Source organism: Thioalkalivibrio sp. ALgr3, assembly GCF_000377325.1.
In the GTDB taxonomy this organism is placed as follows: Bacteria; Pseudomonadota; Gammaproteobacteria; order Ectothiorhodospirales; family Ectothiorhodospiraceae; genus Thioalkalivibrio.
The window spans coordinates 19,552-37,303 of record NZ_KB897986.1; the positions used below are offsets into that span (position 1 = coordinate 19,552).

General features: G+C 68.9%; 14 protein-coding genes and 1 tRNA gene. 7 read left to right on the plus strand and 8 right to left on the minus strand.

Annotation, left to right across the window (positions count from 1 at the left end; translation table 11 throughout):
* Positions 1 to 85: 85 nt before the first annotated feature.
* Both C998_RS0110590 and C998_RS0110595 read right to left on the minus strand, forming a co-directional pair.
* On the minus strand, positions 86 to 901 hold the full coding sequence (locus C998_RS0110590; RefSeq protein ID WP_018870840.1) for a TIGR01458 family HAD-type hydrolase: 816 nt from the start codon (positions 899 to 901) through the stop codon (positions 86 to 88).
* A 30-nt stretch (positions 902 to 931) separates the two neighbouring features.
* Positions 932 to 1,543 carry a methyltransferase domain-containing protein gene (locus C998_RS0110595; protein ID WP_018870841.1) on the minus strand — a complete coding sequence of 204 codons (612 nt, stop codon included), beginning with the start codon at positions 1,541 to 1,543 and terminating at the stop codon, positions 932 to 934.
* 110 nt (positions 1,544 to 1,653) lie between these two features.
* On the opposite strand from C998_RS0110595, the gene C998_RS0110600 reads away from it, so the two are divergent.
* The 4 genes from C998_RS0110600 (at position 1,654) to C998_RS0110615 (ending at position 4,113) form a co-directional block, all read left to right on the plus strand.
* Positions 1,654 to 2,367, plus strand: a complete 714-nt coding sequence (locus C998_RS0110600) for an MBL fold metallo-hydrolase (RefSeq protein ID WP_018870842.1) — start codon at positions 1,654 to 1,656, stop codon at positions 2,365 to 2,367.
* Positions 2,368 to 2,432: 65 nt separating this feature from the next.
* Positions 2,433 to 2,509, plus strand: a tRNA-Arg gene (locus C998_RS0110605).
* Positions 2,510 to 2,683: 174 nt separating this feature from the next.
* Complete coding sequence (locus tag C998_RS0110610) at positions 2,684 to 3,688, plus strand: MDR family oxidoreductase (protein WP_018870843.1); 1,005 nt, start codon at positions 2,684 to 2,686, stop codon at positions 3,686 to 3,688.
* Positions 3,689 to 3,768: 80 nt separating this feature from the next.
* Complete coding sequence (locus tag C998_RS0110615) at positions 3,769 to 4,113, plus strand: hypothetical protein (protein WP_018870844.1); 345 nt, start codon at positions 3,769 to 3,771, stop codon at positions 4,111 to 4,113.
* Positions 4,114 to 4,134: 21 nt separating this feature from the next.
* Here the strand turns inward: C998_RS0110615 and C998_RS0110620 are convergent, their stop codons facing one another.
* Positions 4,135 to 4,659, minus strand: a complete 525-nt coding sequence (locus C998_RS0110620) for an MOSC domain-containing protein (protein WP_018870845.1) — start codon at positions 4,657 to 4,659, stop codon at positions 4,135 to 4,137.
* Positions 4,660 to 4,961: 302 nt separating this feature from the next.
* Between C998_RS0110620 and C998_RS0110625 the strand changes: the two genes are divergently transcribed.
* Together C998_RS0110625 and C998_RS0110630 are read left to right on the plus strand one after the other, a co-directional pair.
* Positions 4,962 to 5,306, plus strand: a complete 345-nt coding sequence (locus tag C998_RS0110625) for a hypothetical protein (protein ID WP_018870846.1) — start codon at positions 4,962 to 4,964, stop codon at positions 5,304 to 5,306.
* A gap of 3 nt (positions 5,307 to 5,309) precedes the next feature.
* On the plus strand, positions 5,310 to 7,421 hold the full coding sequence (locus tag C998_RS0110630) for a bifunctional diguanylate cyclase/phosphodiesterase (protein ID WP_018870847.1): 2,112 nt from the start codon (positions 5,310 to 5,312) through the stop codon (positions 7,419 to 7,421).
* Between the two features lie 60 nt (positions 7,422 to 7,481).
* Here C998_RS0110630 and C998_RS0110635 read toward each other — a convergent pair whose 3' ends face one another.
* The 5 genes from C998_RS0110635 to C998_RS0110655 form a co-directional block, all read right to left on the minus strand.
* A complete protein-coding gene (locus tag C998_RS0110635) occupies positions 7,482 to 7,685 on the minus strand; it encodes a hypothetical protein (protein ID WP_018870848.1) in 204 nt (67 codons plus the stop codon).
* Between the two features lie 92 nt (positions 7,686 to 7,777).
* Entirely contained in the window at positions 7,778 to 8,518 is a 741-nt protein-coding gene (locus tag C998_RS0110640; protein ID WP_018870849.1) for a bifunctional 2-polyprenyl-6-hydroxyphenol methylase/3-demethylubiquinol 3-O-methyltransferase UbiG, read from the minus strand.
* 105 nt (positions 8,519 to 8,623) lie between these two features.
* A complete protein-coding gene (gene treZ, locus C998_RS0110645; protein WP_018870850.1) occupies positions 8,624 to 10,378 on the minus strand; it encodes a malto-oligosyltrehalose trehalohydrolase in 1,755 nt (584 codons plus the stop codon).
* On the minus strand, positions 10,375 to 13,032 hold the full coding sequence (gene treY, locus C998_RS0110650) for a malto-oligosyltrehalose synthase (RefSeq protein ID WP_018870851.1): 2,658 nt from the start codon (positions 13,030 to 13,032) through the stop codon (positions 10,375 to 10,377). Before treY ends, treZ begins: the two co-directional genes overlap by 4 nt.
* A 58-nt stretch (positions 13,033 to 13,090) precedes the next feature.
* Positions 13,091 to 14,893 carry a glycoside hydrolase family 15 protein gene (locus tag C998_RS0110655; RefSeq protein ID WP_018870852.1) on the minus strand — a complete coding sequence of 601 codons (1,803 nt, stop codon included), beginning with the start codon at positions 14,891 to 14,893 and terminating at the stop codon, positions 13,091 to 13,093.
* Positions 14,894 to 15,020: 127 nt separating this feature from the next.
* On the opposite strand from C998_RS0110655, the gene C998_RS0110660 reads away from it, so the two are divergent.
* Complete coding sequence (locus C998_RS0110660; RefSeq protein ID WP_018870853.1) at positions 15,021 to 17,666, plus strand: AMP-binding protein; 2,646 nt, start codon at positions 15,021 to 15,023, stop codon at positions 17,664 to 17,666.
* Positions 17,667 to 17,752 lie beyond the last annotated feature (86 nt).

The following is a 17,752-nucleotide window of genomic DNA, read 5'->3' on the forward strand; positions in this document are numbered from 1 at the left end:
GGCGGGTCGTGCCGGGTTCGTGGTCCGGTACCCTATCCGCCCCGTCGGTCTTCTCCCCCCGGAAGTCCGTCGGGGCGGTCCTCATTCAGGGGCGTTCCCGCTCGGGATGGCAGGCGGGATCCAGCAGGCCGTCCACGACATCCGCCAGATCGCCCGCCAGTCCCGCGCCGGGGTGACCGCACAGGTTCTCGTCGCCGGGCTGGTACTTGCCCGTCTGCACCAGGCAGGCGGCCATGCCCGCCTCCAGTGCCCCGTCGACATCGGCGGTCACGTCATCCCCCACCATCAGGACCTCTTCCGGTTGCAGTCCCAGATCGGCCACGGCGGCGTGGAACAGGCGCGGGTCCGGCTTGCCGAAGTTTTCCGCGGTGACGTCGGCGGCGAATTCCAGCGCGCGCACGAACGGGCCCAGATCCAGCGACAGACCGTCCCCTTCGCGGAAATACCGGTTCAGTCCCATGACCCACAGGGGTGCCCCGTGCATCAGGACCCGGAACGCGCCGTTGAGATGGGCATAGTCGAAGGCCTCGCCCATGTCGCCCATGACCACGACGTCGGGATCTTCCGTCGGCAGGTCCGCGAACTCCGGCGCGAGATCCGGATTCAGCAGCAGGAGCGGCCGCCGCCCTTCGGCCTGCAGGCGGGCGTGAATGGCCGCGGGCGCGGTGGCCAGGTGCTCCGGCTGGATGCTGAAGCCCAGCGCGTCCATCTCCCGCACGATGCGGGATCGGGAATGCCGCGTGGTATTGGTGACGTAGCGCACCGGGTAGCCGGCGCTGTGCAGGCGCCGGAGGGCATCGGCCGCCCCGGGCAGCGCCTTGTCCCCGACATACAGGACACCGGAGAGATCCAGAAGCACCGCGCGGATGGCGTTGAGGCCGCTGGGGGGCTGCAGGAACATGGTCACCTCCCGGCCGCCGGGCGGCCCGTGTCAGCGCCGGATCAGCCGGCGCAGGATTTCATGCTTGCCGTTGAAGTGCTCCGTGGCCCCGGCGTCGTCGCGCCAGATCCAGTGCTCCTCGGGAAACAGTGCCTGCATGTCGGGCAGCGCGCAATGATAGGGCGGTCCGCCTTCGCGTTCGGTCTGCATGAAGCAGGCGAACAGCTCGCCACCCGGGCGCAGCCAGCGCCGCAGGCGATCGGCGTACGCCTCCCACTGCGCGGGAGGCAGGGCACACAGCGAGGTCTGCTCGTAGATGGCGTCCGCGGGCGCCTCCGGCATCCAGTCGAGCATGTCGGCCTGTACGGCTGCCGCGTGTGCCTGCAGGCCCCGGCGTTCCAGCACCGCCTGCAGATGTTCGACCGGGGTGGGCGCCACGTCCAGGCCGGTGACCCGGAAGCCGCGTTCGGCCAGCGCCGGCACCTCGTGGCCATAGCCGCAGCCCGGCACCAGCACATGGGCGCCGGGCGCGAGATCGGTGAGCGCCAGCCAGCGCTCCAGGGAAGGGCTGGGTTCGCCCCGGTCCCAGCGGGTCGAGCCCGCGTCATAACGGGCCTGCCAGTGCTGTTCGGGGTTTTCGGCTCCGGGCGCGGAACTTTGCATGACGTTTCGGAAATCCACAAGATGTAGGTTTACTCCCTCATGGTAGCCGGCCCGCGTTCCGGGCCGGAATCGCGACAGCATTACCACGGACATCACCACGGAGACAGCCAATGCCCCAGTCCAGTGCGCTTCCCTATCGGATCCACCGCCAGGAACTCGGTCCCATGGAGAACTTCGTCTACCTGATCGAAGATATGGGCAGCCGGCGCGCCGCCGTGGTGGATCCGGCCTGGGACCCCGACGCGATCCTGCGCCAGGCGCGGGAACAGGACGTGGAGATCAGCGACATCCTGCTGACCCACAGCCATCACGACCACATCAATGGCATCGAGGCGATCCTCGAGTACAACCCCTCGGCGCGTCTGCACCTGCTCAAGCCCGAGGCGGAGTTCTGGGGCCGCGACCTGGAACAGCCGCAGCTGCACCACGGTGGCGACCGCTTCATGCTCGGCGACACCGAGATCCGCCTGCTGCACACCCCCGGTCATACCCCGGGCTCGACCTGCTTCCACATGCCGGCCGGCGACGACCTCATCACCGGGGATACCCTGTTCGTGTTCGGCTGCGGGCGCTGTGACCTCCACGGCGGCGACCCCGAGCAGATGTTCCACACCCTGAAGGGCCTGCGCGAGGGCCTGCCGGAGCACACCTGCATCCATCCCGGGCACAACTACGCGGAAAAGCCCGAATCGACGCTGGCCGAGGAAGAAGAGGGCAACCCCTTCATGCACTTCGAGGCGGTGGACGACTTCGTGCATTACCGCATGCACGAACACGACCGCGTTCGCAGCCAGCCGTATCACCCCGTGCCGCGCAAGCGCTGAAAGGATTCGTCCGGGGGGGCTTGCATCACTCGGTCCGGATCCCCATAATTCGCGTTTCAGTCGACGCGCCCGTAGCTCAGCTGGATAGAGTACCTGGCTACGAACCAGGCGGTCGGAGGTTCGAATCCTCCCGGGCGCGCCATTATTTCGAGAAAGGGATCAGCGACTTACAGTCGCTGGTCCCTTTTTCATTTGGGGCCTTCCCGGACTGGGCACCTCGCGGACAGCCATCGTGTCCGTCCGCTTCAATACGACTGTCTGATCGGGCGCTGGGAAATTCTCGGGCACCGTTACGCGAACCATGGTGAGGTGCGGTATGCAAGCCACGTTCAAGGCCCTGCTGCTGGAACAGCAGGATAACGGCCCGGTGGCCTCCATCCGGGAACTGACGAACGAGGAGCTTCCGGCCGGCGACGTACTCGTGCAGGTCGAGTATTCCAGTCTCAATTACAAGGACGGGATGATCCTGAATGGCCGGGGCGGCCTGGTCCGGCACTATCCCCACGTGGCCGGCATCGACCTGGCCGGCACCGTGCTGGAATCCTCCGACCCGCGCCATCGGCCGGGTGATGCGGTGATCCTGACCGGGTACCGGGTCGGCGAGATCCACTGGGGCGGCTACGCGCAGCGCGCGCGGCTGCACGGCGACTGGCTGGTCCCGCGGCCCGCGGGCTACAGCGCGCGTCAGGCGATGGCCGCCGGCACGGCCGGCCTCACCGCAATGCTCGCGGTGCAGGCCCTGGAGGATCAGGGGCTGCATCCGGACGCCGGGGAGGTCCTGGTCACCGGCGCCTCGGGGGGCGTGGGCAGCCTGGCGGTGCGGCTGCTGGCTCGGCTGGGCTATACCGTTGCTGCCGTGACCGGCCGCCGCGAGAACGTGGATTATCTGCGCCAGTTGGGGGCGCAGGAGGTGCTGCCGCGCGAGGAGCTGGCGACCGCGCCGGCGAAGCCGCTGTTGAGCGAGCGCTGGGCCGGCTGCGTCGATACGGTGGGCGGGGACTCGCTGGCCCACGTGCTCGCCGGCATGGCGTATGGCCGGTCCGTGGCGGCCTGCGGTCTCGCCGGCGGAGCGGAACTCCACACCACGGTCCTGCCGTTTCTCCTGCGTGGCATCTCCCTGCTGGGGATCGATTCGGTGCTGTGCTCCGTGGACCGGCGTCTGGCGGCCTGGGAACGTCTCGGCGAGACGCTGCCCGGTACCGAGCTCGACGCCATTACGCACGAGATCGGGCTGGACGAAGTACCCGCCCATGCCGAGCGCATCCTGCAGGGCCAGGTCCGGGGCCGTCTGGTGGTGCGGCTGGATCCTGATGACCACTAAGCGGAGCTGATTCCGCTACCCCATGGCGGAACGGGTTCGAACCCGGGTATCGTGCGGAAACCGAGGCTCAGGAGACCCGCATGACCGAACTTGCAGCCCGTCTGCGCAACGTCCGCGACCAGCTCTCGCGCCTGGAGGCGCTGACCCGCGATGACCCCGCGGCGGCCCGGCAGCTGGTGACGGAACTGACCCGCGAGCTGAATCAGGCGCTCGATGCCGCAGAGGAACAGGACGGCGCCGGGGCCGCGCGCAAGCCCGAGGAGCCGCGGCCCCCGCGTGATCCGATCGAGAAATGTCCCCGCTGCACCCTGCGCGGATTTACGTTTCAGGAGGGCACCATCCGCGAGAGCGCGACCCGGGCGGGCCACTACGAGGCGTTCTACCACTGCATGAGCTGCGGCTACGAGGCGTGGCGGCCGCTCTGAGTCCGGCCCCTCGAGGTCATGTCATGGCTCGCCGGGACCGTCACGCGCGACCGCGTGCCACTCGACGGGATCACCGACCTGCAGGATCCCGCTCTCCAACGGACGCAGGCAGATGCCGCTGTCGTGGCGCAGGGCGGCCGCAAGGTTGTAGCCGACGACCTGATTGAGCCAGCCGCAGGGCGGTCGCGGCCGCTCAATGACGAAGCGCGCTTCGCCGATCCGCAGCTCGCCCTCGCGCGGGCTGCGTCCCAGGCCGGATACCACCAGATTGCGACGGTGTTCGCCGGGTGCAGGCTCGGCGGGCTGGCGCAGGCGCCGGGCGCGGCGTCCGGCCCGTTCGAGTTCCTCGGTGCCGATCAGGGTGACGCGACAGGCTTCGACCGTGTGCCAGTGCCCGCGACCGTGGCGGTAGCGGTCCCCCTGCAGGCCTGTAGGGTCGACTTCGATGCGCTCGCATGCAGTCATCGGTGCGCCGGCGTGTTCCGCGATCCAGATGGCCTCCAGCTTGCCGGTCGCGGTGCGGCGGCGTCGGAAGAACGGGATCATGAGTGGCTTGCCTCACCAAGCGTGACGGACATGGTGCCGGATTCGGGGACAATGCGGAACCTGTTCCGATAAAGTAGAATGCGCTGATAATTTGGGGGGGTATTCAGAATTCCGGGTCACGGCCGATGCTGATGGCGCAAGGCAAGGCCGTTTCATGCGCGGGATAGACGAACGGGGTTGATGACGAAAAGGCCTGCCGGGGGGGGCGGCAGGGTCTGAAAGGGTACCGGAGACGTCGGAGGGTTCTTCCTGCAGGCATGAAGCCGTGAAGAGGGCCGCCCGCGAGAGAGAGGAGAAGGGACATGGGCACAACGGGCCAGTATCGGCGGCGACACCGTATACGCGCGAGTCTGCGCGAGTTTGTACTTCCCCCGATTGACGATGGTCTCGTACTGGGCCGCGAGTCGCCGATCGGATACGTGGCGGTGGGGAGGGCGCTGGAACTGCTGGCGGTCCGGGCATTTCAGCACGTGGAGACCGATGACGAGGTTATCGGTGACATCCTCGTGCGCAGTGCGATCCTGCGGAAGATTTCCGAAGATCAGGTCCGAGATTTCGTGCTCACCGAGATCAAGCCCTTGATGGGGGCGGAAGAAATCATTCAGCTCGACCTTCAGGTCGAGGTGGACCTGGAACGGGAGCAGTAGCGCATGGAGGGGCTGGCACTTTCGGACTGCCTGGATGCGGGTGCACTGCGGGTCGATGCCTTTGCGTGCTACGACGAGATCGCCCGACAGGGTGACCATCCCGTGTTCGTGGTGATCGACGAGACGGGGCAGTACCAGGGGCTGGTGACCCCACGTGCCGCAGCCCTGTTCCCCAAGCGGATCTTCGCCGATCTTCTGGTGCAGCGGCCGGAGCCCGCGCTGGCACATGACCTCTCGTTGAGAGAGGCGCTGCAGGAGATGGATCGGCGTGCGGTCGATTTCCTGCCGGTGGCGGACACAGGGGGCGACTTCCTGGGCGTGGTGTCACGCCTGTCGATCGCCGATGGCCTGCTCCGCCGCGAGGCGCAGCAAAGGGATGAACTCGAGCGCCTGCTCGCGGATTATCGCGAGGAACTGGAACAGCGGCGGATCTCGACGGCCGTGTTCGAGGCAACCAGCGAGGGGATCATGGTGACCGATGCGCAGCAGCGCATCGTCCAGGTCAATCCGGCCTTCGAGCGAACCACGGGCTGGTCTCGTCAGGAAGCCCTTGGCGAGACCCCCGCCTTGTTACATTCCGGTGCTCAGGACGCCGGTTTCTACGCCGGTATGTGGAAGGCGCTGAATAAGACAGATGCCTGGGAAGGCGAGATCTGGAACCGCCGGAAGAACGGCGAGGTGTATCCGGAATGGCTGCACATCAACGTCATCCGCGGTGACGACGGAGAGATCCACTATTACGTCGGGGTGTTTTCGGACGCCACCAAACATGAAGAGATGCGCCAGCGGCTGCATTATTTCGCCTATCACGATGCGCTGACCGGTCTGCCGAACCGTCAGCTTTTCATGGACCGGCTGGAACAGGCGATGCGCGATGCGCGGCGCGAAGGCAAGGGACTGGCAGTGGCCTTCGTTGATCTCAACGGCTTTAAAGAGGTGAACGACACGCGCGGGCACGCGGCCGGAGATGAGCTCCTGAAGCAGGTCGCGGACACGTTGCAGGGGGCGGTACGCGAAGTGGATACGGTGGCGCGCTTTGGCGGGGACGAGTTCGTGCTGCTGCTGCCTGACTGCGGTGACGGAGAATCCGCGAGTGTCGTCATGGAGCGGGTGCTTTCGGCGCTCAACCGGCCCTTTTCCCTGGGGGGCCACGACGAGGTGCGGACCTCGGGCACAGCCGGAATCAGTCGATTTCCCGCCGACGGCGATACGGGCGAGAGCCTGCTGATGGCCGCCGACAACGCCCTTTACGAGGCCAAGGCTGAACAGCGTGCGGGTTACCGCTTCTTTTCGGCCTCGGGCTATGACCAGTTCGTCGAACGTGTGCAGATGCTGGACGATCTGCAAGCGGCCCTGGAGAACGGCGACATCACGCTGGAGTGGCAGCCGCAGGTGGCGCTGGCAACCGGCCGGTTGGTGGGGCTGGAGGCTCTGGCTCGCTGGGTTCGCGGCGACGGCTCCCGGGTGCGTCCGGATCTCTTCGTGCGTCTGGCGGAACAGTCGGGCTTGATCGATGATCTAGGCACGTACATATTCGACCTGGCCATGCGGGAGGTGGCCGGGCTTTCCGGTGAGCTCTTGTTGGCCGACGGCGGGGATCTGCGCTTCGCCGTGAACGTCTCGCCTCTCCAGGTGCACCCACCGGCAAATGGCGACCAGGATCTGGCGAGCGTCCTCCAGCGCATCGCGGCATCGCATCAGGTGGGGCTGGATCGTATCGAGCTGGAAGTGACCGAAACCGCATTGTCCCGCTGTCCGGAGGAAATGTACCGGGTTCTGGAGTGCCTCGGGGCCGAAGGGGCCCGCGTTGCAATCGACGATTTCGGCACCGGCTGTTCGAATCTGGCGGTCATGCGGCGCTTGCCGATCCACAAGGTGAAGCTGGATCGATCCATGGTCACGAATCTGGTCGAGGGGGCGGTGGATCGGGACATCGTGACCGCTGTAGTGGGCATGGCCCGTTCCATGAAGATCACGGTCCTGGCCGAGGGCGTCGAAACGCAGGAGCAGGCCGATATGCTCCGCGATCTGGGCTGTGACTATGCCCAGGGCTATCTGTTTGGACGGCCACAGCCCATGTCCATGCTGCGAGAGACCCTTCGAGGAACGGTCTGAACTCTCAGGCAATGGGCCCGGCGCGGTGGAACCTGCCCCGTGCCGTGGCCCGGCCCTGGCCTAGTCTTCCTCCGCGTCTTCCTCGCCGCTGGGGGTGATGGTGCGCCCCAGGGCGGCGGCGGTGCTGCCGGTCGCCTTGACGGTGCCGGTGGTGACGCTGACGGCGGCACTGGTGGCCGAGCTGGCCACGCTGACGGCCGCGCAGCCGCTGGCCAGCGGCAGGACGATGGCGACGAGGAGCAGCGGGCGCGCGCAGTGATGCATTCGCATGAGAGGGGCCTTGCGGGGTGGACAGGGCCACAGTCTGGCCGGAACACCCGTGCCTTGAAAAGTACGCGGGTGCGGCGCGGGTCTCATCAACGGCGCCGGCAGACCAGGAAGACTTCTTCGACGCCGTCGGTGGCGACCATGCCGGAATGGAGTTTCAGCGGTTTCTGCAGGCGCAGGCCCAGGGGCATGAGGAAGCGGTTGTAGACCTTCATGGCCACGGGCCGGTGGCGCTCGAGGAACCACATGCCCAGGTCGTTCAGCCGCGAAGAGCGGGGTTTCATGCCGAAGATCGCGCTTTGTTCCACCTCGAGCCCGTGGCGGTCGAGCAGGTCCATGAGGTGGTCGGGTTCATAGCGGCGATAATGGCCGACGATGTCGTCGAACGGCGTCCAGTATTCCGGGTGGAGCGGGGTGGAGAGCAGGACCTGTGCGCCGGGTTCGGCCACGCGGCTGATCTCCGCCAGTGCGGCCTCGTCGTCCTCCACGTGCTCGATGATGTCCAGGGCGCTCACCAGACCGAAGCTGTCGTCGGCGTGCGGCAGCTCGGAGACCGGTGCGGTATGGGTGATGCCGCCCTCGGCGGCGAGGGTGTCCAGCGCCGGCGGGCTGATGTCGACGAAGTGGGTGTTCTCGATAGGCAGGCGCGGGCGCATGCCGGGGCCGACCTCGAGTCGCCGGTCGTGGCTTCGGGCCAGGCCGGAAACCAGGCCCCAGGTGTTGAAGCGTTCGGGGCGGACCAGGCGGCTGTCCGCCCATAGCTGGTCGTAGAACCGCTGGTTGACGTCGCTGACTTCCGCTGACGGAGGGGCGGCTGGATCGTGCGTCATGGGGAGGGCCGGTGTTGAGCGTGGGGCCCAGTGTAGTCGCCCGGGCCGGGGGACGCAGGTGGCGGTTCCGGGTGCTACTGGCAAAAAGGGGAATGCGTCACGTTCTCAGTCCTGCGGCGTGTCCGGCCCGGCAAGCACGGCGACCGCTTCCGCGGGCAGCCGGAGCCCGGTGTGATCCAGCCGGATGTCCGGCTCGGAACGCAGGTGCAGGGACAGGTGCGAGGCCTCCGGTGGCAGGGTGAGGGTCTGCGGCCAGGCGGCGAGGTTGCAGGCCACCACCAGATCCGGACGCAGCAGCAGGAGCCAGCGGTGGGATTCGTCGAATTCCACGCGCAGGCGGTCGAGACGGTCCTCGGCGAGGGCGGCTCGGGAATGGCGCAGCCGGATCAGGGCACGGTGCCACTCGAGGAGGTCCGCGTGGGGTGCCTGCAGCGGTTCATCCCAGTCGAGCCGCGAGCGCTCGAAGGTTTCGGCCGCCTGCGGGTCCGGGATGCGGGCGGGATCGTGGCCGAACCCGGCGAATTCCTCGCGGCGACCGTCGCGCACCGCCGCGGCCAGTTCCGCGTCGCGGTGGTCGGTGAAATACAGAAACGGCGTGGACGCGGCCCATTCCTCGCCCTGGAACAGCAGGGGGATGAACGGCGAGGTCAGCACCAGCGCGGCCCCGACCTTCAGCAGACCCGGCGAAAGCAGATGGCTGCTGCGTTCGCCGGTGGCCTGGTTGCCGATCTGGTCGTGGTTCTGCAGGCAGCCGACGAAACGTCGCCCCGGCACGTCACTGGCCGGCCGGCCGTGCGCGCGCCGGCGGTAACGGGAGTAGCGGCCGTCCAGGGCGAAGCCACGGCTGAGCACGCGGGCAAATTCTTCCAGACGCCCGAAATCCGCGAAATAGCCCTGCGATTCGCCGGTCAGCAGGGCGTGCAGGGCATGGTGAAAGTCCTCGTTCCACTGCGCATCCAGGCCGTAGCCGCCGACCTCGACCGGCCGGATCAGGCGCGGATCGTTCGCATCGCTTTCGGCGATCAGCGCCAGCGGTCGGCCGGTCTGCGTCTCCAGACGCCGAACCTCGTCGGCGAGGGCCTCCAGCAGGTGGATAGCGGAGGTGTCGACGATGGCATGGACCGCGTCCAGGCGCAGGCCGTCGAAGTGATAGTCGCGCAGCCACATGCGGGCGTTGTCTAGGAAGAAGCGTCGCACCTCGTCGCTGTCGGGGTCGTCGAGGTTGACGGCATCGCCCCAGGGCGTGCTGTAGGTGTCGGTGAAATAGGGACCGAACTGACCGAGATAATTGCCGTCCGGACCCAGGTGGTTGTAAACGACATCCAGGAGCACGGCGAGGCCGCGCCGGTGGCAGGCGTCCACCAGGCGCTTCAGGCCGTCCGGGCCGCCCAGGGCGTGATGCGGGGCGAACAGGCTGGTCCCGTCGTAGCCCCAGCCGCGGTCGCCGGGGAACTCGGCCACCGGCATCAGCTCGATGTGGGTGATGCCCAGCCGGGCAAGGTGGTCCAGGCGGTCGATCACCGCATCGAAGGTACCGGCCGGGGTGAAGGTCCCCACGTGGATCTCCATGATGACCGCGGAGGCCAGCGGCGGGGCGCGCCAGCCCGCATCGTTCCAGTGGAATCGGGAATGCTCCAGCCAGCGCGACGGCCCGTGGACGCCCTGTGGTTGCCAGGGTGAACGCGGGTCCGGGAAGGGGCCGCGATCGTCGACCCGGAAGGCGTAGTCCACGCCGTGCGTCAGGGCGGGCGCGTCCACCGCCCACCAGCCACCCTCGCGGCGCGCCATCGGGAAGCGTTCGCCGGCGCATTCCAGCGTGACGTGGGCGGCGTGCGGGGCCCAGACCGTCACCCGCGTCACTGTGGCTCCCCCACCCGCTCGAGAAGGGCGACCGGGAACGCGGCCAGCAGACCCGCGAGCGGGATGTCGCCGCCTTCGAGGTCTTCCCCCGTGAGGATGTTCCGCCAGTGTCCCGGTGGCAGGGGAAATACGGTGTCCTGCCAGTCGTCGGCCAGTCCGAGTATCAGCCGGGGCACCAGGGTCAGCACCTGGTCGCCGCGCAAAAAGGCTACGGCGTGGTCGGCCCGGGGGCCCCGGGCGGCGACCGGCTGATAGCCGCCGTCGGCCCCGAAAGCCCCGGGCCGGCGCCGACGCAGGGCCAGCGCCTCGCGCAGCAGCCACAGCTTCGGGAGGCCTTCATCGGCGCGCTCCAGGATCTCGGCGGGCGACAGCACGTCCAGTCGGGCCAGCTGCTCACGGCGCAGCCCGAAGTCCACCGGCCGCCGGTTGTCGGGATCCACCAGACTGAGATCCCACAGCTCCGTCCCCTGGTAGGTGTCCGGCACCCCGGGTGCCGTGCACCGGATCAGGGTCTGCGCCAGGCTGTTGACCCGTCCGGGGCCCACCAGTGGCCGGACGAAGGCCTCGAGCGCCTCGACGAATGCCCGGTCGTCCAGCAGGCCGCGGGCGAAATCCAGCACGGCCCGTTCGTAGTCCGGATCCTGGCGGGTCCAGCGCGTGTGGCGTTTCGCCTCGCGGACGGCCTTCTCCAGGTAGGCGCAGAGGCGTTCGGGATCGATCGGCCAGGCACCCACCAGGGTCTGGTAGATCAGATACTCCGTCGCGGCATCGGGGCCGGTGCTCGAGCGGTGGGGGGTGTTGCGTTCGCTCCATGCCGCCACGGCGCGGCCCCAGGCCTGCGGGATCTCCGACAACAGCAGCAGGCGGGCGCGCACGTCTTCGCTGCGCTTGGTGTCGTGGGTGGATGTGGCGAGCATGGCGTCCGGGTGCCGGTCCAGGGCATCGCGACAGGCGCGATGGAAATCCGCGGGCGATACCCCGAACCGGTCCGGCGCGCCGCCCACCTCGTTGAGCGCCACCAGCCGATGAAACCGGTAAAAGGCGGTGTCCTCCACGCCCTTGGCCATCGCCGGGCCGGTGAGCTGCTGAAAGCGCAGGGCCAGTTCGGCCTCCTGTTCCCCTGCCACCTCCAGTGAGAGCAGAGCGCGCAGGAACTCCAGGAGCTCGGCATCCAGCTCCGGGGCTTCGGCATGCGCCCGTTCGATGGCGCTGCGGATGCGGCGGGCGTCGGCCTCGTCCACCGTGTCGCCGCGCCTCAGGTAGGTGCGGTAGACGGGAAAGCGGGCGGCGACCTCCAGCAGCACGTGATGCAGCTGCTCGCGGGTGTAATCACGGTGGCGGCGATGGCGCTCGCAGATCAGCACGAACAGCGAGGTCAGCCGATGGAGCTCGCTGCCGAGAAGCTCGCGCAGGACCTGGCGCTTGCTCGCGACCACCACGGTGCCGAAATCCGCGGGCTCCCCGGTAAAGTTCTCGTACAGCGAGGTCATCGGGGGCTCCCCGGCGGGGTCCACGAACAGGCCCTGGACCCGGTTCAGAAAGTCGTAGCCGGTGGTCCCCGCGATCGGCCACTGTGCTGGCAGGCGCTCGTCGGGTTCCAGGATCTTCTCCGCCACGATCCAGGCCTCCGGGCAGGCCTCGCGCAGGCGCCGGAAGTATTCTTCGGGGTCCCGCATCCCGTCGGGGTGGTCCACCCGCAGACCGTCCACGGTGCCTTCGGCCGTCCAGCGCAGGGGCAGCTCGTGGATCGCGTCAAAGACCTCGCGCCGCTCCACGCGCAGCCCGGCCAGATCGTTGATGTCGAAGAAGCGGCGGTAGCCCAGATCCTCCGCAGCGGTACGCCACCAGGCAAGCCGGTAGTTCTGTTCACCGATCAGGGCGTCCAGCGCATCGGGGCTGGCGTTGATGGCATCGACCTCGGCCTGCACGGCGGCCCGGGTCCCGGCATTGTCGCGGCAGGTCTCGTCCAGCAGCCGGTGGATCACCTCCTGGTCGCGCCGGCGCCGTTCGGCCGGCTCGCCGCCGGTCACCCGCGGGCGTGGCAGGCGTGCGCAGGACTCGGCAAGAAAGCCGAGCAGTTCCGGGCCGCTGCGCCGGTAGACCCGCTGGAGCAGGTCATGCAGCGAGGAGGGGTCGACGGGGAAACGGTGTTCGTAATAGTGCAGCGTGAACCGGCCTTCGGCGAACCGCAGCTGCAGTTCGCCCGCCTCGAGGATACGGCCGTAATGGTCGCCGAGGACCGGCAGCAACACCTTGTCGGGCCAGCGCTCTTCCGCGGCTGCCCAGTCGACGTCGAACCAGGGGGCGTGGCGGCTGGAGGGCCCGTTTTCGAGGACATCCCACCACCAGGGGTTCTGGTCGCCGGCGATCGCCATGTGATTGGGAACGATGTCCAGTACCTGTCCCATGCCGGCGCGGGCGAGAGCGACGTTCAGCCGCTGCCGCGCCGCCTCGCCGCCCAGTTCGGCATTCACGCGGCCCGGGTCGACGACATCGTAGCCATGGGTGCTGCCGGACACCGCCTGCAGGAACGGCGACAGGTAGACATGGCTGATCCCCAGATCCGCCAGATACGGCACGACCGCGGCCGCGTCATCCAGGGTGAACCCCGGATGCAGCTGGAGACGGTAGGTTGCGACGGGTCGAGCGCTCACCTCTCTCTCATAGCACGAAAGTGCCGCCACCGGAACGCCCGGCCGGGTCGGTTGCGGATCAGGTCCGGCCCAGGTTGATCCCGGTGGAGATCAGCCCGACGTGACTGAAGGCCTGCGGGAAGTTGCCGAGAAAGGCCCCGCTGGCGGGGTCGATCTGTTCCGGCAGCAGGCCCAGCGGGCTGGCCCGGGCGCACAGCGACTCGAAGAGCTCCATCGCCGCGTCCCGTTCGCCCTGGCCCAGGAGGTTGTCGGCCAGCCAGAAGCTGCACAGCAGGAAGGCGCCCTCGTGGCCGGCCAGTCCGTCGGGCGATTCATCGGGAAGGTAGCGGAACAGCAGTCCGTCGCCGGCGCCCAGCCGACGCACTACGGCGCGAGTGGTGGCGATCATGCGCGGATGGTCGGCGGGAATCACCCGCCGCAGGGGCAGGGCAAGCAGGCTGGCGTCGATCCCGCCGCCGCCGAGGTGTTCGGTCAGGGTCTGCTGCTGCGGGTCCCATGCCTGCTCGAGGATGGCCGTGCGGATCCGCTCGCACTCGAGTTCCCAGCGTCGGGCATCGGACTCCATGCCCATGGACCGGGCCATGCGCGCCCCCCGGTCCAGTGCCACCGCGCACAGCGCCGCGGAATAGGTGAACGGGCGCCCCGGCGTACGCACCTCCCAGATCCCGTGGTCGGGCGTCTGCCATTCCCTCGCCGCCGCTTCCACGAGGCGCCGCAGCCGGTCCCATAGCGCGGGTTCGAGTGCGCCGCCGCGACGCACCCATTGCCAGGCGCAGTCCATGATCTCGCCGAACACGTCATGCTGGCGTTGCTCGGCGGCGGCATTGCCCCACCGTACCGGTGCGGACCCGCGGTAGCCCTCGAGTCCGGGGTCATGCCATTCCGGTGGCGGAGCGTGGCCGTCCACGTCATACAGCACGCGTGGCCGCCCGGCGCGGTCCACCGCATCGAGTACCCAGCCAAGAAAACCCTCGGCCTCGTGCCCCATGCCGATCTGGGCAAGCGCATAGACCGAGAACGCCGCGTCGCGGATCCAGGCATAGCGGTAATCCCAGTTGCGTGGTCCCCCGATCGCCTCCGGCAGGGAGGAGGTGGGCGCGGCGATCATCGCGCCGGTCGCGGTGTAATCCATCATCTTCAGGGTGATTGCGGAGCGGCGGACCAGTGCCGTCTGCGGACCCTGGTAGCGGAACGAGCGCATCCAGTCGCGCCAGACCGCGATGGTGTCCGCGAGGAGTTCTTCCGGCGGGCGGGGATGGAAGCGGTGCCCCGCGGATTCCCAGCTGAGGATGAGGTGGTGGCGTTCGCCCGCGGACAGCTCGTGGGTGGTGTCCAGCCCGGCCAGCGGGAGCGAGGAGGTCAGGTGCGGCTCGAGCTCCGGGCGACGCTGCAGGCGCAGCTGCAGGCCCGCGGCATGCGGTCGGCACTCGGTGTCACCGCGCGGTTCCAGCCGGACCCGCAGGCGCACGCGCCCCTCCACCACCTCGATCATCCGCAGGAGTTCGCCGCGCCCGGCGGGGGCATCTTCGGACAGGTCGGCGCCGGCGCGGAAGGTCAGCGCGTCGGTCACGCGGACGCGTCCCTCCGGCCCCGAAAGGTCCGTTACGAGCACCCCGGTGTCCGGCTCGTAGCGCTGCGTGGCAGCGGTCAGGTTTTCCGGGGCCACCGTGAAGGAACCGCCGTTGCGATGGTCCAGCAGGCCGCAGAACAGGGCGTCGGAATCGAACCGCGGGACGCAGAGCCAGGAGATGGAGCCGTCGCGCCCCACCAGGGCCGCGGTGGTGCCGTCGCCGATCAGCCCGTGGTCCTCGATCGGGAGGTAGCCATCGCGCGGGTACGGGGGCAGCTCGGTGGCGTTCAACGGAACCCCCTGCAGTCTTGTCGTTAGCCAGAAGATTGGGGTTTCGTGACGAATCCTGTCAATGCGTATGATGGAAACCGCACTGCCCACCACGTTGCGCGGGCGCCGTCCCGCCGGAGGCCAGCGGATGAGCGTTCAGACCGTCGACGAACTCCTCGCCTCGCGTTCCCCCGAGTCGGGTCGCGAGGCGGTGGTGGCCATGACCCGCGATGGGCACGAGACCACCGAGCGGGCCGAACTGCTCGAAAGGGCCGCGAGACTGGCGGCCGGGCTGCGCGCGGCGGGCCTGGAACGCGGGGACCGCGTGGTACTGCTGGCCCCCAACAGCCCGGACTGGATCGTCTCGGCGCTGGGCGTGATGAATGCCGGCGGTAGCGTGGTGCCCCTGGATACGCAGATGCCGTCCGAGGACCTGTACCACGTCCTTGCGGACTCGGCTCCGCGCTTCGTCTTCACTACCTCGGGGCTGGAAGAGCGGCTGGCGGATGTCCCCGGTGACTGGCAGGTCCGCCTGTTCGACGCCGCAGAGGATGCCCCGAATGCCTGGGCGAGCCTGCTGCAGGCCGAGCCCGCCGGGTCGATCGCGCAGGCCGGGGATGTGGCCGCGGTGTTCTACACCTCCGGCACCACCGGTCCGCCCAAGGGCGTGCCGCTGACCCACCGCAACCTGGCCAGCAACGTGGAGGCCCTGTGCGCCGAAGAGGTCGCGGACCATAAGGATCGAGTGCTGGTGCCGCTGCCGTTCCACCACGTGTATCCGTTCACGGTCGGCATCCTGGTGCCGCTGACCCTGGGGGCCTCCATCATCGTGCCGTTTTCGCTGGTCGGGCCGCAGATCGTGCGCGGCCTGCGCGATGGCGAGGCGACCGTGATGCTGGGCGTGCCCCGCCTCTACGAGGCCGTGTGGAAGGCGCTGCAGGATCGCGTGGCCGGCCGGGGGCGGGTACCGGCGCTGCTGTTCCGCGCGATGCTGGGCCTGTCAAAACAGGCGCGCCAGCGCTTCGGCCTGCGCCTGGGTCGGCGCCTGTTCGGGAGCCTGCACCAGCGACTGGCGCCGCGCCTGCGCATGGTGGTGGCCGGGGGCGCGGCGCTCGACCCCGCGCTGGGCCGCAACCTGCAGGCACTGGGCTGGGAGGTGGCGACGGGCTACGGCCTCAGCGAGACGTCGCCCATCCTCACCTACAACCCGCCGGAGCGGGTGCGTCTGGACGCCGCGGGGGTGGCGCTGCCGGGGGTCGAACTGGCCATCGACGACGGTGGCTCCGGCGACGGCCGTGGCGAGGTGATGGCCCGCGGGCCGAACGTGTTCGCCGGCTATCTCAATCTCCCGGACAAGACCGCGAAGGTCCTGGACGCGGACGGCTGGTACCGTACCGGAGATACCGGCGAGATCGATGCGGATGGCTTCCTTTATCTGCACGGTCGGGAGTCGGCCATGATCGTGCTCTCCGGTGGCGAGAACATCGATCCGGAACGCGTGGAGGGTGCACTGCAGTCGGCCGAAGGGATCCGCGAGGCGGGCGTGCTGGAGCATGACGACCGGCTGGCGGTCGTGGCGGTGCCGGATGCGGGCCTGATGCGTGAGGCCGCCGGCGAGGAGCTCGAACGGCGCACGCGCGAGGCCGTCAATGAAGCGGCGAAGTCGCTGCCTACCCATCACCGCCCGGGAGCGGTGCGCGTCGCGCTCGATCCCCTGCCGCGCACGCGTCTGGGCAAGCTGCGTCGGCACAAGCTGGAAGAACTGTTCGAGGAGCTGGGGCGCGAGGACGCGGTCTCGCGGGCCCGTCCGGAGCCGGTCTCGCCGGAATCCATGGCCCCGGAGGACCAGCAGCTGCTGTCCGACCCGGGCGCCGAGCGCACCTGGAACTACCTCGCCGAGCGTTTCCACGACCGGCGTCTGACCCCGGACACCGGGCTGGCCGACGAACTGGGCATCGATTCGCTGAGCTGGGTCGACCTGACCCTGGCGCTGCAGGATCGCGCCGGGATCGATCTGGACGACTCGGCGATCGAACGGGTCGAAACGGTGCGCGATCTGCTGCAGGAGGCGGCCGCCGCGGGCGTGGCCCGCGAGGGGCAGGCCGATCTGAAGGCACAGCTCGCGGATCCGGAGTCGCTGCTGGAGGCCGACCAGCGAACCGCGCTGGAACCCCCGGGGGCACTGCGCCGCGGCGCCGGGGTGCTGCTGCTGGGCGGGGCGCGTCTGCTCTCCCGGCTGCTGATGCGCGTGGAGGTGCACGGTCAGTTCCCTGCGAACGGACCGTACGTGATCGCCCCGCGCCATCTCAGCTTCGTCGATGCGCTCGCGCTGTTGCCGGCGCTGGACCGGCAGCGTCTCGAGTCGCTGTACTGGGCCGGTTTCCAGGGTTACCTGTTCACCGGCCCGCTGTCGCGGGCCTTCAGCCGCACGGCGCGGATCCTGCCGGTGGACCCGGGGGCCGCGCCGCGTCGCAGCCTGGCCCTTGCGGCGGCCAGTCTGCAGCGCGGTCACGGACTGATCTGGTTCCCCGAGGGCCAGCGCTCGCCGGACGGAAGCCTGCAGCCCCTGCGTCCCGGCATCGGGCTGGTGCTGGCCGCGCAGCCCGTCCCCGTCGTGCCCGTGTGGATCGAGGGCACCCGCGAGGTGATGGCCCCGGGGCAGCGTCTCCCGCGGCCGGGCGGGAAGGTGCGCATCGTGATCGGGGACCCGGTGGATCCGACGACCGCCGGCGGGGATGAACGGGCGATCGTCCGCGACCTCCAGGCGGCACTGGAGGAACTGGGGCAGAAATGACCCGGTTGCCGCATGCCGAATGCCGGAAATGATCGGCAAGGGTGCTCCGGGGACACTGGAACGATCCGGGGATGCGTGAGGATCCG

What these genes read in the sequence shown, in the direction of transcription:
- C998_RS0110590 (WP_018870840.1), bottom strand. Translation starts at nt 901, where the DNA reads ATGTTCCTGCAGCCCCCCAGCGGCCTCAACGCCATCCGCGCGGTGCTT.
- C998_RS0110595 (WP_018870841.1), bottom strand. Translation starts at nt 1,543, where the DNA reads ATGCAAAGTTCCGCGCCCGGAGCCGAAAACCCCGAACAGCACTGGCAG.
- C998_RS0110600 (WP_018870842.1), top strand. Translation starts at nt 1,654, where the DNA reads ATGCCCCAGTCCAGTGCGCTTCCCTATCGGATCCACCGCCAGGAACTC.
- C998_RS0110610 (WP_018870843.1), top strand. Translation starts at nt 2,684, where the DNA reads ATGCAAGCCACGTTCAAGGCCCTGCTGCTGGAACAGCAGGATAACGGC.
- C998_RS0110615 (WP_018870844.1), top strand. Translation starts at nt 3,769, where the DNA reads ATGACCGAACTTGCAGCCCGTCTGCGCAACGTCCGCGACCAGCTCTCG.
- C998_RS0110620 (WP_018870845.1), bottom strand. Translation starts at nt 4,659, where the DNA reads ATGATCCCGTTCTTCCGACGCCGCCGCACCGCGACCGGCAAGCTGGAG.
- C998_RS0110625 (WP_018870846.1), top strand. Translation starts at nt 4,962, where the DNA reads ATGGGCACAACGGGCCAGTATCGGCGGCGACACCGTATACGCGCGAGT.
- C998_RS0110630 (WP_018870847.1), top strand. Translation starts at nt 5,310, where the DNA reads ATGGAGGGGCTGGCACTTTCGGACTGCCTGGATGCGGGTGCACTGCGG.
- C998_RS0110635 (WP_018870848.1), bottom strand. Translation starts at nt 7,685, where the DNA reads ATGCATCACTGCGCGCGCCCGCTGCTCCTCGTCGCCATCGTCCTGCCG.
- C998_RS0110640 (WP_018870849.1), bottom strand. Translation starts at nt 8,518, where the DNA reads ATGACGCACGATCCAGCCGCCCCTCCGTCAGCGGAAGTCAGCGACGTC.
- C998_RS0110660 (WP_018870853.1), top strand. Translation starts at nt 15,021, where the DNA reads ATGAGCGTTCAGACCGTCGACGAACTCCTCGCCTCGCGTTCCCCCGAG.